Raw genomic sequence first — 14945 nt, 5'->3', positions numbered from 1 at the left:
AGAGCAGAGGACTGAAAATCCTCGTGTCACTGGTTCGATTCCGGTCCAAGGCACTGAGGGGAACCTCAAAGGCAGGATTTGCGGGCGTAGTTCAATGGTAGAACACCAGCCTTCCAAGCTGGATACGTGGGTTCGATTCCCATCGCCCGCTTCACGAAAAAAATTGTAAAAAGTAGTTGCAATTTTCGCAAAAGTATGATACAATTCATTTCGTTGAAAACAACAACATATGCGCGAGTGGCTCAGTTGGTGGAGCACGACCTTGCCAAGGTCGGGGTCGCGGGTTCGAGTCCCGTCTCGCGCTCTATTAGAAGCGGATTCCGATCATTTCGGAGTCCGCTTTTTCGTTTTATAGGAAATTAGAAATAGGAAACCGGAAAAAGAGGAAAAAGGAAAAGAAAGATGGAAATCATATATTCAAGATGGAAAGAAGATCAGATTCAAATCGATAAGATTCCGGAGCCGGATTCTGTGGTTTTGATTCCGGAGGAGGAAGAGGGGCTTTCGGTCACGGCGCTCGGCGCCTATGTCTGCTCAGGAAGTGAGATCGAGGAGGTTCACATTCCGATCGGGGTTAAAAAAATCGGCGCCTATGCGTTTTACGGCTGTCAGAAATTAAAGGCAGTTTACATGGGAGGACGGGCGCTTGATCTTGGTACCGGTCTTTTTGCGGACACTCCGCTGATCCGATTTCTTGATTTTACAGAATTTGAAGGCGAGCGCTCCTGCTTTAAGGATATTCTCTCGGAGATCAGACAGACGCTTCGCGTTCGCGTACACAAGGGCGACAAGGAGGCGCGCCTGATCTTCCCTGAGTATTTTGAGGAGTCTGTGGAAAATACGCCTGCGCGAATTCTCGTGACGGAGACACACGGCTGTGGTCACCGCTATCGCTATTGTTTTGCAAACCGGGAATTTCAGTTTGCAGGTTACGATGAGCTCTTTCCTCATGTGAAGGTGCAGGAGTCGGAGGAGCTTGTGACCGAGCTTGCGATCGGCAGAATCCTCTATCCGTGGGGACTTTCCGAGAAGCGCTGTCAGATGTATCTTGACTATGTCAGAGAGCACTGGAAATGCGCGGGAAGTCTGTTGATTCAGGCGGACAGCCCGAAGCGGGATCAGGTGACAAATTTGGAACCGGGAATGTTGCCCTGGCTTGTCGAGACGGTGCTTGCGGATGAGACTCAGAATCCGGAAACGCTTGCAGAGAAGCTCGCGGAGCTGATTGCGATCGCGCAGGAGAAGGGTGATACGGAGATGGTCAGCTGGCTGATGAATTATCGCCATTTTCATGCTTCGGGAGTTTCTCATTCGGAATTTTCGCTTTCTTCTGAGAGGGATAAAGCATCGGAGAAAAGATCAGAGAAGGCATCAGAGAAAGCGCCGGAGAATCCCGCTGATGTTGCAGAACGTGTAAAGAGTGCGGAAGCGGAGCCAAAGACAAGAGCGCGCCGTCGCAGGTTTGAACTTTAAAGAAGAGGGAGGGGTCAACCATGATTGATCCGGTCAGACAGAGACAGTTGGATGAGTTGAATACGGTGGAACTCTGCACGAGAATTCTGATGAATTCGAGAAATGAGCTTTATCTGAATATGCGTTATCTCGATGTCTCTTTGAGCAGTCTCGGATTTGAGGCGGTGCCGGGATGTGGGGGAATCGGGACGGACGGCTTTATCATTAATTATGATCCCGATTATCTGTGTGGTCTCTACAAGAGCGGGCGTGTACATGTAAATCGCGCCTATCTCCATATGTTGCTCCATTGTCTGTTTTCGCATATGGATACGAGAGGAAAGAGAGAGGAAGAACTCTGGAATCTTGCATGTGATATTGCAGTGGAGTCGGTGATTGATGGAATCTACATGAAATGTTTGCACGTCGCAATGACGCCGTTTCGGATGGACTGGTACGGGAGACTTAAGAAAAAACTGAAGGTGCTGAATGTGGAGGGCATCTACCGGGTTCTGAGAGAGGCGGATCTCAAAGACCAGCAGTATCGGAGAATCGCGCAGGAGTTCTATGTCGACGATCACCGGTTCTGGAAATTGCCGGATGATGCGCCAAAGGACAGCATCGTGCGCCAGAATCAGTGGAGTGACAACCGGGACAAGATTCAGACCGAGATGGAGACGATGGGAAACCAGCAGGATGAGGACTCAAAGAGTCTTCTCGAGCAGGTTCAGGTTGAAAACCGGGAACGCTACGATTACCGGCGGTTTCTGCGCCGTTTCTCTGTGCTTCGCGAGGAGATGCAGGTCGATCCGGATTCATTTGACTATATTTTTTATACGTATGGGCTGTCTCTTTATGGAAATATGCCCCTTGTTGAACCTCTTGAGTCGAAGGAGGTCAGCCGAATCGAGGATTTTGTGATCGTCATCGACACCTCGATGTCGTGTTCGGGGGATCTCGTGCGCCGGTTCCTTGAGGAGACTTACGATATTCTCTGTGAATCGGACAGTTATTTTAAGAAGACGAACATTCACATCATCCAGTGCGATGAACAGGTGCAGGAGGATCGCCTGATCACGAACCGCGAGGAGATGGAAGCCTACATGAAGGAGTTTACGGTGATCGGAAATGGCGGAACGGATTTTCGCCCGGCATTTGAGCATGTGAACCAGTTGGCGAATCAGGGAGCATTTCATCGGCTGAAAGGACTTTTGTATTTTACGGATGGAATGGGCATTTATCCGGTGAAGAAGCCGTTTTACGATACAGCTTTTGTGTTTGTCAAAGATCAGTATGTCGATATCTCTGTTCCACCGTGGGCAATCAAGCTGATTCTTGAGCCGGAGCAAATTTTGGAGGAGAGAAAACATGTTTTGGGAAGTGGAGGAGAAGAATCATGAATATCAAACGTGCAAAACAGGAAATCAAGGATACAATCGAGGCATACCTGGCGAAGGATGAGTACGGGGCATATGCGATTCCGTCAATTCGCCAGAGACCGATGCTTCTGATCGGACCTCCGGGAATCGGAAAAACGCAGATCATGGAGCAGATCTCTCAGGAGTGCCAGATTGGTCTTGTCGCATACACGATCACGCACCACACGAGACAGAGTGCGATTGGACTTCCGTTTATCGAGCACAAGAATTACGGCGGAAAAGAGTATGCAGTGACGGAGTACACGATGAGTGAGATTGTCGCTTCGATCTATGATAAGATTGAGCAGACCGGACTCTCCGAGGGACTTCTGTTCATCGATGAGATCAACTGCGTATCGGAGACGCTTGCACCGACGATGCTCCAGTTTCTTCAGGGAAAGACGTTTGGAAATCATAAGATTCCGCAGGGATGGATCATCGTTGCAGCGGGAAATCCGCCGGAGTACAACAAGTCGGTACGGGAGTTTGACATCGTGACGATGGATCGAATTCGCCGAATGGATGTCGAGGCAGATCTCGGTGTCTGGATGGAGTATGCGGTGCGCGCAAATGTGCACCCGGCAATTCGTTCTTATCTGGGAATTCGCAAGGAGAATTTCTGTCGGATTGAGACGACGGTCGATGGTCGGATTTTTGCGACTCCGCGAGGATGGGAGGATCTGTCGGAGCTGATCTGGATCTATGAGAAACAGGGCAAGAAGGTTGACCGCGAGCTTGTCGCAGAGTACATCCAGTTTCCGAAGATTGCAAAGGATTTTGCGAATTATCTGGAACTCTATTATAAGTATCAGAATGATTATCAGGTTGCTGAGATTCTTGATGGAAAGATCTCGGAGCCGGTTGTGGAGAAACTTCAGAAAGCGCCTTTTGATGAGAAGATCAGCGTTGTCGGACTGCTCTTATCCGGACTCAATGATGGCTTTCGTGAGGTTGTCCGGACGCAGGAGCGGATGCAGATTCAGATGAAGCAGATGAAGGAGCTTCAGATGTCGGGAGCGTTTGAGACGTTTGTGGTTTCGGCAGTTCGCGTGTTTACGGAAAAGGTTGAAGCCTTTCGTGCCGATTGGGAGAAGCGTCTTGCGGACGGGCTTCTCGCAAGAACCACGCTTTCTGATTGTCGGGCAGTCTCTGCAAAGCTTGAGGCAGATCTTCAGGCGGTTCGCAGTGGGGACTTTGCAAACGGTGCAGAAGCCTGGGAGGCGATTCGCAAGCGTTTCGGAGCGGACAGCGATGCGTATGAGGATCTCGTGGATCAGAGCGGGGCGCGCCTTGAGCATGCGTTTGATTTCATGGAGGCGACATTTGGAGGAAGTCAGGAGATGGTGCTGTTTGTCACGGAGCTGAATACAGGATTTTACAGCGTGCAGTTCTTGCAGGAGTATGAGTGCGAGAGGTACTATGAGTATAATCGGAATCTGCTGTTCTCTGAGGAGGAGAAGGAGATAGGAAAATTACTTTCTTAGGGAGTGTGTGGAGTGATAAGCTCCTCCGGAGCTTTGTCAGATATGCTTTATAACTCAGAGATTTTTCATAAAAAAGGGAGAGAATAGCCATGATATTTCACACAATAACAGGATTGGGGGAACTGACGTCTTTCCTGACTGCCACTGGGGATGTGGCGGAGACGAGTGCATCGGCGCTCACCGATATTTTGACGGCGACACCGGCTTCGGCGGAGATTCAGCAGGATCTTCAGCAGTTGAAGCCGAATGTGATTCTTGAGACAATTAAGGGGTGGACACCGGGACTTTTTGCTCTTGGTTACCGCCTTCTTGCAGCGGGTATCATCATGTTCATCGGAACGAGAGCTGCGCAGTTTGTCCGCAGTTTCTTAAAGAGAACATTTCAGCGAATGGATCTCGATCTGAGCGTCAGCAAGTTTTTGCTGTCCGTTGTGAATGCCGGAATCTATGCGATTTTTGCATTCGTTGCTCTTGATAAACTTGGCGTTCCGTCGGCGTCAATCGTCGCCCTGCTCGGTTCTGCCGGTCTGGCAATCGGTCTCTCTCTTCAGGGAAGCCTCGGAAACGTCGCTGGCGGAATTCTGATTATGATGACGAGACCGTTCAAACTGCATGACTACATTGTATTTGGCGGTATGGAGGGAACGGTTCAGAGTATTGGTCTTGCCTATACGACACTGACGACTGTGGACAACAAGAAGATCACAATTCCGAACGGAAGTATTTCAAATGGAACGATTGTTAACGTGACAGCTCAGGAGAAGCGCCGTGTGGATGTGTCGGTTGGAATCTCCTACGAGTCGGATCTGAAACTGGCGAAGAATGTGCTTCGCGAGATCTATGAGAATAACGAGTGGATTCTCAAGGATGAGGATATTACCGTGTTTGTGTCAGAACTTGCAGACAGCGCTGTGATGATCGGTGCGAGAGGCTGGGTCAAGACTGCGGATTATTGGAGTGCATACTTTGATATTACGGAGAAGATTAAGCTCGAGTTTGACCGTGCGGGAATTGAGATTCCTTATAACAAGATGGATGTGACGATCAAAAAAGGAAATTAAAGGCAAGAGAATAAAAAATTTTTCGTACACTCTTGCAAACAGGAAAAACATATGTTATATTACGAGTAGAACATAATGACAACGGGGCTGGAAATGAACGTGATGTCCACACATAGTGCGGACAGATATTCAGGAGAAAGCCCCGTTTCTTATAAAAAAGTGAAAAGGTCATTATGAGCAGTTAGTTATCAGGAAAAGATTTTAAACAAGAGATCAATATGTACTCTTGGAATCCGAGAGTACATCAATATCAGGTAGGTGATTAAGATGGCAAAGAGAGATTATTATGAGATCCTTGGAATAGACAGAAGTGCGGATGCGTCCACGATTAAAAAGGCATACCGAAAACTCGCAAAGAAGTACCATCCGGACAGCAATCCGAACAATGCAGAGGCAGCGGAGAAGTTTAAGGATGTGACCGAGGCATATGAGATTCTCAGCGATCCGGAGAAGAAGAAACTGTACGATCAGTATGGTTCGGCAGCTTTTGACGGAACCGGTTCGGCAAACGGCGCAGGCGGCTTTGGCGGTGCAAACGGAGGCTGGCAGGAGTTCCATTTCAATGGCGGAAGCGGTGGAATGGATGATATGTTTGGCGATATCTTCGGCAATATGTTCGGAGGTGGCGGTGGAAGCAGTCGAAAGAGCCGTGGATTCAGCGGTTTTAGCGGAGGTCACTTCGGCGGTGGTTTCGGTCAGGAGGGCTTTGGCGGAAGTCGTTCACGCCGTGGAAGTGATTTGACGGCGGAGATGACGATCAGTTTCGATGAGGCAGTCTCCGGATGCGACAAGATGGTCAACTTAAAGGGCGCAGACGGAAAGACCCACACGCTTCAGGTTCACATTCCGGCGGGCATTGAGAGTGGAAAATCGATTCGTCTGAAAGGAAAGGGCAATCCTGGCAGTGGAAATGCCGAGGCAGGAGACCTTTTGATCAAGGTGACGGTTCTTGACCGTGCCGGATTTGAACGCAAGGGCATGGATGTATACACGACGGTCTCGATTCCGTTCACGACGGCAGTGTTTGGCGGAGAGGCAGTACTTCAGACACTTTCTGGAAGGGTTTCGTGTAAGATTAAGCCGGGAACCCAGTCTGGCTCGAAGATTCGCCTGAGAGGAAAGGGCATCGTCTCAATGAAGGATGCTTCTGTGCACGGAGATCAATATGTGACGGTTCAGATTGAAGTGCCTCAGAATTTAAGCCCGGAGGCAAAACAGAAACTGAGAGAGTTTGAGGAGATCTGTGCGGGAAGCAGAGTTACTTATTAATTAATTTTTGAATAGGAGTAGTTTTCGTAACTGTGAAGTTACGGAACAGTTACTGATTTTCCAGGACAGGAATAGTGAGAAGAGGACATAAAGTGGAACAAAATTCCAGATTATGTCCTCTTTTTTTCTGTTTTGGGGAGCATTGTGTGTCCGTGCTCCGAGGAAAGAATGACACATTTGATTAATATTGTTCAGAATAGACAGGAAATATGGGGAATACATGGAAATTTTACTTTATTTTGTAAAGAAAACCAGAAAGAAAGACCGTATTTCCCGCACAGTTGTACGTGTGGCACACTATAATGCTTGACGAATTCAACTGTCGATGTTACAATAAAAGTCAGCGGCGAAGATTAGCTTCAGGCTATTATCTTCGCCTTTTTTCTTTCAGCAGGAGCAGGTCTTGATATCTTTGTTTTCATATCATCAGATGGAGATCAGATAACGGAACGATTTTGCAGAGGGAAGATGGAAAGTTACTGTTCAGAAGTAGGCACTTTTGGAACCGAAAGTGCCGTAAAATTCGATTACTGGGCATGTGTGCGTGAACAGTAACGATGGAGATTTTGCCAGTTTGAAGTGCGTAGGATTGGTAGAATCTGTTTTATATGATAGGAAGCGTCCTATCATACAAAAACGCTCCGCGAGGATGCGCACTCGGCTCAGGGGAAGATGGTTGCCGAAGCAACCGCGCCTCGGCGCGAGAATGTGCCAGGGCACATTCTTTTTTATGCAATAGAAAGGAAGGAGAATATTTGCAATGAGAAAAAACACAGCACGTCTGGCAGCACTTGCGCTCGCATCAGCCATGGTACTGACTGCATGCGGAGGAAGCTCCAGCCAGAATACCGGCAGTAATGACGGCGGAAACACAGATGCAGGAAATACATCTGCGATCAAGGATCTGGTAACTTATGAGGCTCCGATTCGTGAGCAGGAGGGATTCTTTATCCTGAACACGGAGAAGGCAGCAGATCTGAATGTACTGTGTAATATGTACTCTCCGCTTCTGGAGGTTGACAACAACGGACAGCTTCGCGCAGCTGTTGCGAAAGAGTGGGGCACCGAGGACGGTGGTCTTACCTGGACCTTCAAACTCAGAGACGACGTAAAATGGGTAGACATCAATGGAAATGAGAAAGCTGACTGTACTGCACAGGACTGGATCACCGCAATGGAGTGGATTTTAAACTTCCACAAGAACGGTGGAAACAACGCCTCTATGCCTCTGGCACTGATTGAAGGCGCTGAGGACTACTACAACTACACGAAGGATCTCCCGGAGGCAGAGGCAAAGGCTCTCGACACTTCCAAGATGCTTGAGATGGTTGGCATTGAGGCACCGGATGACTACACCCTGGTTTACCACTGCACAACGAACGCTCCGTATTTCGATACCGTGATGACTTCTGCATGCATGTACCCGATCTCTCAGGGTCTGATCGATGAGCTCGGCGTTGACGGCATGATCGGTATGACGAATGAGAACATGTGGTACAACGGACCGTACTTCGAGACCACCTTCACGATGAACAACGAGAAGATTCTCACGAAGAACGATTCTTACTGGGATAAGGATGCAACCCTGTTCGATACCGTTACGATCCGTATGGTCGATGCAACCCAGCAGTATCAGCTGTGGCAGAACGGCGAGCTTGACAACATCTCCCTGTCTGAGGCAGATTTGAGAACGATCTACGATGACGAGAACAACAAAGACCACGCATATCTGGCTGAGACCCGCCCGAAGAAGTTCTCCTATCAGATGCATTTGAACTATGCAAAGAACAACGAGGATGGAACTCCGGATACCAACTGGAATACCGCAGTTGCAAACGAGGCATTCCGTCTTTCCCTGTACTATGGTCTGGATCTGACGAAGTACTGGTCAAGATCCAACTTCATCAACCCGCTCCACAACGAGAACGTGTGCTACACGATGAAGGGTCTGTTAAAGTACTCTGACGGAAGAGATTACACCGATAAGGTTCAGGAGCTTCTTGGCATGTCGGAGTCTGACGGTGAGCACATGAGAAGATACAACAAGGAGAAGGCTGAGGCTTACAAGAAGCAGGCTATGGAAGAGCTGAGTGCTCAGGGCGTTACCTTCCCGATCCAGATCGACTACTACATCGTTTCCGGTGACCAGAATGCTCTGGATACCCAGACGATCATGAAGCAGATCTTCTCTGAGTGCCTTGGCGATGACTATGTAAACTTCAACATCAAGACCTTCGTATCCAGCGTAACGAAAGAGGTTATCCAGCCTGGTATCCATTCCTACTACATCAGTGGATGGGGTGCAGACTACGGTGATCCGGCAAACTTCCTCGATCAGGAGCGTTATGGCTATGACGGCGCTTACTACTCCAAGAACTACTCCAGAATCAATCAGGCAACTGATGAGAATCTGATTGCGACCTACAAGGAGTTCTCTGACATGGTAGAGAAGGCTGGCGAGATCTGTGACGATATGGATCAGCGTTACGATGCATTTGCTGAGGCTGAGGCATATATGCTTGAGCATGCTCTGACGATCCCGGTTCAGTACGAGACCCAGTGGCAGTTGACGAAGGTCAATGATTACACCAAGATGAATGCGATGTACGGCGCCCAGAACTATACTTACAAGAATTGGGAGACTTCTACCACTCCGTATACAACTGAGCAGTATGAGGCTTTTGCAGCGGAGGCGAAGTAATAAGATATGACAAAATACACAATCAAACGACTGTTACAGTCACTTGTAACAGTCCTGGTTGTGGCAACGATTGTTTTCCTGCTCATGCGGATGCTTCCGACGGACTACTACTTTACAGAGGACCAGGTCATGAAGCTCACGGAGGAACAGAAGAACGATCAGTTGTTAGCAGCCGGACTGTTAGATCCGATCGGACAGCAGTTGCTCCGCTTTTACGGACAGCTTCTGCATTTTGACTTCGGTGTTTCCCGTCGAATTCAGACGGGTGCTCCGGTTCTGAAGGTAATCGGAACGAAATTTGCGATTTCCATGCGTCTCGGATGTACCGCGCTAGTTATCGCCCTGATCATTGGTGTGTTCTTAGGCGTGATGCAGGCCCGTCACAAGGACCGCATTTTCGACCATATTGGAACGGCATACACTATTTTTGTAAACGCAGTTCCGCCACTGGTATCCTACTCCCTCGTGCTTGCGTTCGGTGCTCATGTGCTGAACCTGCCGACGCTCTATTCCACGAGAAATGTTGGAAAATCCAGTATTCTGCCCATCGTCTGTCTCGCTCTGGCATCTATCGCTCACTATGCGCTGTGGACCAGACGTTACATGGTTGATGAGCTGAACAAAGATTATATCAAGCTCGCCCGCATCAAGGGCATGGCATTTAAGGACATCATGGTAAAGCATGTGCTCAAGAATGCATTTGTACCTCTGGTACAGTATATCCCGGCATCGTTCCTGATGACGATCAGTGGTTCTCTTCTGGCAGAGCGTTTCTTCTCTGTTCCGGGAATGGGCCCGCTTCTGACTGATGCCATCACCCGTTATGATTTGAATGTGGTTCAGACCCTGGTAATCATTTATGCGGCTCTGGGAGTTCTGGGCGTGTTCCTCGGTGATGTGCTGATGATGCTTCTCGACCCGAGAATCAAACTGGCGGACAAAGGAGGCAGTCGATGAGCGAACAGAATCAGAAACAGAATCAGAATGAGAATCCGAGCAATGGATTTGAATTTGTGGAGTATTCTCCGGAGGCAGCAGAGCGCATCGGATACTCCGATTATTCTTATTGGAAATCCGTATTTCAGAATTTCCTCAAGAAGAAATCGGCAGTGTTCATGGCGTTTGTGTTCTTTGCCCTTGTTATTTTTTCCTTTATTGCGCTGAAAATCGGAAAGTACGATTATTCTTCCGCGCAGATCATGTCAGATGCATCTCTGGCATTCACGTCCCCGAACGGAGAGTTCTGGTTCGGAACGGATAACCTCGGACGTGACTACTGGTGTCAGGTATGGTACGCCGCTCAGATCTCGATTAAGCTGGCACTGATTGTTGCACTCGGAGAGTGCGTGCTCGGTGTGACGATCGGATGTATCTGGGGCTATGTGCGCAGTCTTGACCGCATCATGACAGAGATTTACAACGTCATCAACAACATCCCGACGATCATCTACATGACGCTCGCAGCTCTGCTCTTCGGACAGAGCTTCCGCAACATGGCGATCGCAATGATCACGGTCGGCTGGCTTGTGATGGCGAGAAATGTCAGAAACCTCGTGCTGATGTACCGCGACCGCGAGTACAACCTGGCATCGAGATGTCTCGGAACACCGGTATGGCGAATTCTTGTGAAGAACATTTTCCCGTATCTGATCAGCGTGATTATCCTGCGTCTGGCTCTGTCGATCCCGCAGACGATCGCTCTGGAGTCAACCCTGTCCTACCTTGGACTCGGACTCGATGTGAATACGCCGTCCCTCGGCATTCTCTTGAGAAATGCCCGCAACTACTTCTTGCAGTATCCGTATCTGCTGATTTTCCCGGCGGTCATCGTATCCCTGATTACCATCACTTTCTATCTGGTGGGAAATGCATTCTCGGATGCGGCAGATCCTAGAAACCATGTATAAGAAAATCAAATACTAATTTGGAAAAATTTGGAGGAAACGGATATGGCAAATGCTAATATGGAAAAAGCGCCGATTCTGTCCGCCAGAGACGTTGAAATTCAGTTCAGCCTGCGTGGCAAGAAACTGAAGGCGATCCGCAAGTGCTCTCTCGATCTTTATCAGGGAGAGACGCTCGCGATCGTGGGCGAGTCTGGATCAGGCAAATCGGTATTTACAAAGTCCTTTCTCGGCATGCTTGATGCGAATGGAAGCATTGTCGGCGGAAGCATCCAGTATGACGGAAAGGATCTTGCAACTTACAAGACAGAGAAGGATTGGATGACGATCCGCGGAAAGAAGATCTCGATGGTCATGCAGGATCCGATGACTTCGTTGAACCCGTTAAAGAAGATCGGTCGCCAGATTGAGGAGAGTATCGAGCTCAATCAGGGAATCAAGGGACCGGAGGCAAAGGCGAAGGCACTCGATATGCTCCGTAAGGTTGGAATCCCGGATGCTGAGCGCCGTTACAACCAGTATCCGCACGAGTTTTCCGGCGGTATGCGCCAGCGAGTTGTCATCGCGATCGCGGTTGCCTGCCACCCGGAGATCCTGATCTGTGACGAGCCGACGACGGCTCTCGACGTGACGATTCAGGCTCAGATTCTTGATCTGATTCGCAGTCTTCAGAAAGAGCTGAACATGACGGTTGTCTACATCACTCATGATCTCGGAGTTGTGGCAAATGTCGCTGATCGCGTTGCAGTTATGTATGCAGGACAGATTGTCGAGTACGGTATGGTCGAGGAGATTTTCTACGACGCATGGCATCCGTACACCTGGGCTTTGCTGTCTGCACTTCCACAGCTCGGCGTCAAGGGTGAGGCACTTCCGACAATCGACGGAACTCCGCCAAACCTGTTTAACGAGGTTAAGGGCGATGCGTTCGCACCGAGAAACAAGCGTGCACTCGCAATCGACTTTGTCGAGGAACCACCGTTCTTTGAGGTGTCCCCGACACACAAGGCAAAGACCTGGTATCTCGATCCGAGAGCGCCGAAGATCGAACAGCCGGATTCCATCCGCAGACTGCGCGAGCAGATGAAGTTAAAGGAAAGGGGGTAAGATGCGGTGGCTGAGAAAGAGAAATTAATTGAAATCAAAGATTTGCAGATTACCTTCGGAAGCGGAAAGAAGAAATTCGTCGCTGTCGACCATGTAAATTTTGATATTTATAAGGGAGAGACGTTCTCGCTCGTAGGAGAGTCCGGTTCCGGAAAGACGACGATCGGAAGAGCGATCACCCGAATCAATCCGGTATCTGCCGGTGAGATTCTCTACCGCGGAAAGCGGATCAGCGGAAAGATCTCAAAAGACCTTGACCGTGAGGTCGTAAAGACCTGCCAGATGATTTTCCAGGACCCGATGGCCTCCTTGAATGAGCGTGCGAAGGTCGACTACATCATCTCCGAGGGTCTGATCAATTTCCACATGTACAAGGACGAGGAAGACCGCAAGCGCAAGGTTGCAGAGGCACTTCGCGAGGTTGGACTTCTGCCGGAGTTCGCTTCCCGCTTCCCGCACGAGTTCTCGGGTGGTCAGCGTCAGCGTATCGGAATTGCACGTGCGCTGATCATGGAGCCGGAGTTCGTCGTAGCCGATGAGCCGATTTCCGCCCTCGACGTCTCGATCCGTGCACAGGTACTGAACCTGCTGAACAACTTAAAGAAGAGCCGTGGACTGACGTATCTGTTCATCGCTCATGATCTCTCTGTTGTTCGCTTTATCTCTGACCGAATCGCGGTTATTCACAAGGGGCGTATCGTGGAGCTTGCTGAGGCTGAGGAGCTTTTCCTCCATCCGCTTCACCCGTACACGAAGGCACTTTTGTCCGCAGTTCCGATTCCTGATCCGGAGCTTGAGAAGAACAAGAAACTTCTCGTCTACGATCCGTCAATCCATGATTACAGCGTCGACGGACCAGTCTGGGAGGAGATTCTTCCGGGACATTTCGTTTACGGAAATCAGAAGGAGCTCGACGGTTACCGAAAGGAAATTGAGGAATCCAGATAATGAAAAAGTGGTTGTCGTATTACCAGTCCTATATGGTTCGCCCGATTCTCTACAAGGTCGTGGCGAGAAGTGCGATTGCAGTTGCAGTCCTGCTTTTATGGAACCGGTACGTCAACACGGGAGGACAGCTGTCTCTGGGAAGAGACGGCTGTTTTGTCGTTGGGGTACTGTTTCTGGCGTTTGCGTGGTTTTCCTATCTGAAATTCGACGGGGTCTCCTTCCACCATCTCTTTGAAAAGCGAGAAGGAGAAAAAAAGAAACCGGTCCGCAGGGGAACAAGCGACATCGTCGATTTTGCAGATGAGCACATCGTGTCGTTTGCGGAGCTGAGTGAGAGAGAGCAGGCACTTTGCAGTCTGACCGCAAGTCTGATCTGCACGGTGATCTTTGTGGTTGTCTCAGTTTTGTTTTAAGATATTTAGGTGGGAATCAAAAAATCCCTCTGTGTGGGTGCGAGGAGAAAATCGCATCGGCATAGGGAGATTTTTTTGATTGATGAGTTCACAAAATGTTCACAAAAAATTAGCACTCACATCTTGATAATGGAAGTCGATTTTTGTCCTGTCTTGTGTATCCTAGAAGTGCCTGTTTTACAGGCTTTCCGGGGAATCAGTCATTTTGTCTGGTATTGTAAAGCAGTGTCAGATTTGCCGTAAATGTCGTAAATTTGTGGTCAAAAAATGATGAGAAATGGAGAGTGCTAATAAAATGAAATTAACGTATACGAATGTAAATGGATATCTGATTCCGAATCTCACCTATAAATCCGGTGAGCAGATGGAGCAACTTGGAAAGTATGGTTTTCTTCGTAGAGATTATCTGAAAAACCATCGAAATTTAACCTATCAGGTGATGCTTCTGCAGGATACGATTGGAGAGCATCTTCTGGAAGTGGACAAGGCAGCCAGGGAACGGGAAGAAGTGATTCTGAAACAGTTGGAAGAAAAAGAACCACTGCCGGATAAGGAGAAAGATCAGATGGCATGGGTAAGAGCTGCCAATCAGCACAGAGCGATTGCAGAAGAGATTATCCTGAAAGAATTGATTTATGTATAAGGATTGCCAGTAACTAATCTGGCAGGTAACTGATAAAAATAGAATATTGTGAGCGAAGTAAGGCGTGAGTCATAAGATATGGCTTGCGTCTTTTTCTTTTGAACTGGAAAGGGGATGGGAGCATGGCACAGATTTTTCGTGTAGAGAGAACTAAGAATTTTACGGTAATGAGTAATCACCATTTCAAGAATAAGAATCTGACATTGAAAGCGAAAGGCCTATTGTCACTGATGTTAAGTTTACCAGAGGACTGGAATTACAATATGCAGGGACTGGCAACACTGAGCAGAGATGGGATTGATTCTGTTCGTTCTGCAATTAAGGAATTAGAGCATCATGGATATGTGGAACGTCATAGATTGCGTAATGAATATGGCTTTTATGGAGATACCGAATATATTATCCGGGAAGTTCCATTAGGAGAAGAAAATGATTAAGTGGAGAAGAGAAGTGCCTAAGGGTGGATAGTCAAATTTTGGACAATCAGGTCATAGGAAATTTCTATCTCCGGACATCAGAAAATAGGAAAACCAGATATGGTAAAT

General features: G+C 48.5%; 13 protein-coding genes and 2 tRNA genes. All 15 read left to right on the top strand.

Going from position 1 to position 14945, the window contains the following annotated elements:
• Positions 1-80 precede the first annotated feature (80 nt).
• Positions 81-151, top strand: a tRNA-Gly gene (locus AC4EVX_RS11825).
• Between the two features lie 80 nt (positions 152-231).
• Positions 232-304 (top strand) — tRNA-Gly (locus AC4EVX_RS11820).
• A 98-nt stretch (positions 305-402) separates the two neighbouring features.
• The gene (locus AC4EVX_RS11815) at positions 403-1473 is read left to right on the top strand and encodes a leucine-rich repeat protein (RefSeq protein ID WP_490160277.1); all 1071 of its coding nucleotides are present in this window, start codon (positions 403-405) and stop codon (positions 1471-1473) included.
• 20 nt (positions 1474-1493) lie between these two features.
• Complete coding sequence (locus AC4EVX_RS11810) at positions 1494-2852, top strand: VWA-like domain-containing protein (RefSeq protein WP_177977739.1); 1359 nt, start codon at positions 1494-1496, stop codon at positions 2850-2852.
• On the top strand, positions 2849-4354 hold the full coding sequence (locus AC4EVX_RS11805; protein ID WP_177977738.1) for an AAA family ATPase: 1506 nt from the start codon (positions 2849-2851) through the stop codon (positions 4352-4354). The genes AC4EVX_RS11810 and AC4EVX_RS11805 overlap by 4 nt, the downstream gene beginning before the upstream one ends.
• A gap of 89 nt (positions 4355-4443) precedes the next feature.
• A complete protein-coding gene (locus tag AC4EVX_RS11800) occupies positions 4444-5415 on the top strand; it encodes a mechanosensitive ion channel family protein (RefSeq protein ID WP_177977737.1) in 972 nt (323 codons plus the stop codon).
• Positions 5416-5682: 267 nt separating this feature from the next.
• Positions 5683-6684, top strand: coding sequence for a DnaJ C-terminal domain-containing protein (locus tag AC4EVX_RS11795; protein ID WP_177977736.1), 1002 nt, complete (start codon positions 5683-5685; stop codon positions 6682-6684).
• 760 nt (positions 6685-7444) lie between these two features.
• A complete protein-coding gene (locus AC4EVX_RS11790; RefSeq protein WP_490160276.1) occupies positions 7445-9385 on the top strand; it encodes an ABC transporter substrate-binding protein in 1941 nt (646 codons plus the stop codon).
• Positions 9386-9391: 6 nt separating this feature from the next.
• Entirely contained in the window at positions 9392-10342 is a 951-nt protein-coding gene (locus AC4EVX_RS11785; RefSeq protein WP_177977735.1) for an ABC transporter permease, read from the top strand.
• A complete protein-coding gene (locus AC4EVX_RS11780; protein WP_177977734.1) occupies positions 10339-11292 on the top strand; it encodes an ABC transporter permease in 954 nt (317 codons plus the stop codon). The genes AC4EVX_RS11785 and AC4EVX_RS11780 overlap by 4 nt, the downstream gene beginning before the upstream one ends.
• Positions 11293-11349: 57 nt before the next feature.
• Positions 11350-12396: an oligopeptide/dipeptide ABC transporter ATP-binding protein gene (locus AC4EVX_RS11775; RefSeq protein ID WP_177977741.1), complete on the top strand. Its 1047-nt coding sequence runs from the start codon at positions 11350-11352 to the stop codon at positions 12394-12396.
• Positions 12397-12402: 6 nt separating this feature from the next.
• On the top strand, positions 12403-13344 hold the full coding sequence (locus AC4EVX_RS11770) for an ATP-binding cassette domain-containing protein (protein ID WP_177977733.1): 942 nt from the start codon (positions 12403-12405) through the stop codon (positions 13342-13344).
• Positions 13344-13757: a hypothetical protein gene (locus AC4EVX_RS11765; RefSeq protein WP_177977732.1), complete on the top strand. Its 414-nt coding sequence runs from the start codon at positions 13344-13346 to the stop codon at positions 13755-13757. The genes AC4EVX_RS11770 and AC4EVX_RS11765 overlap by 1 nt, the downstream gene beginning before the upstream one ends.
• Before the next feature lie 295 nt (positions 13758-14052).
• Positions 14053-14400 carry a TnpV protein gene (locus AC4EVX_RS11760; RefSeq protein ID WP_490160275.1) on the top strand — a complete coding sequence of 116 codons (348 nt, stop codon included), beginning with the start codon at positions 14053-14055 and terminating at the stop codon, positions 14398-14400.
• A gap of 122 nt (positions 14401-14522) precedes the next feature.
• On the top strand, positions 14523-14837 hold the full coding sequence (locus tag AC4EVX_RS11755) for a helix-turn-helix domain-containing protein (RefSeq protein ID WP_073962779.1): 315 nt from the start codon (positions 14523-14525) through the stop codon (positions 14835-14837).
• The last annotated feature ends 108 nt before the right edge of the window (positions 14838-14945 follow it).

The sequence above is a fragment of the Brotaphodocola sp. genome, from assembly GCF_983179755.1.
This window is presented reverse-complemented; position numbering and strand designations above follow the sequence as displayed.

Coding starts and splice junctions, on each gene's coding strand:
- AC4EVX_RS11785 (WP_177977735.1), top strand. CDS start 9,392: ATGACAAAATACACAATCAAACGACTGTTACAGTCACTTGTAACAGTC.
- AC4EVX_RS11800 (WP_177977737.1), top strand. CDS start 4,444: ATGATATTTCACACAATAACAGGATTGGGGGAACTGACGTCTTTCCTG.
- AC4EVX_RS11775 (WP_177977741.1), top strand. CDS start 11,350: ATGGAAAAAGCGCCGATTCTGTCCGCCAGAGACGTTGAAATTCAGTTC.
- AC4EVX_RS11765 (WP_177977732.1), top strand. CDS start 13,344: ATGAAAAAGTGGTTGTCGTATTACCAGTCCTATATGGTTCGCCCGATT.
- AC4EVX_RS11805 (WP_177977738.1), top strand. CDS start 2,849: ATGAATATCAAACGTGCAAAACAGGAAATCAAGGATACAATCGAGGCA.
- AC4EVX_RS11810 (WP_177977739.1), top strand. CDS start 1,494: ATGATTGATCCGGTCAGACAGAGACAGTTGGATGAGTTGAATACGGTG.
- AC4EVX_RS11755 (WP_073962779.1), top strand. CDS start 14,523: ATGGCACAGATTTTTCGTGTAGAGAGAACTAAGAATTTTACGGTAATG.
- AC4EVX_RS11760 (WP_490160275.1), top strand. CDS start 14,053: ATGAAATTAACGTATACGAATGTAAATGGATATCTGATTCCGAATCTC.
- AC4EVX_RS11780 (WP_177977734.1), top strand. CDS start 10,339: ATGAGCGAACAGAATCAGAAACAGAATCAGAATGAGAATCCGAGCAAT.
- AC4EVX_RS11795 (WP_177977736.1), top strand. CDS start 5,683: ATGGCAAAGAGAGATTATTATGAGATCCTTGGAATAGACAGAAGTGCG.
- AC4EVX_RS11790 (WP_490160276.1), top strand. CDS start 7,445: ATGAGAAAAAACACAGCACGTCTGGCAGCACTTGCGCTCGCATCAGCC.
- AC4EVX_RS11815 (WP_490160277.1), top strand. CDS start 403: ATGGAAATCATATATTCAAGATGGAAAGAAGATCAGATTCAAATCGAT.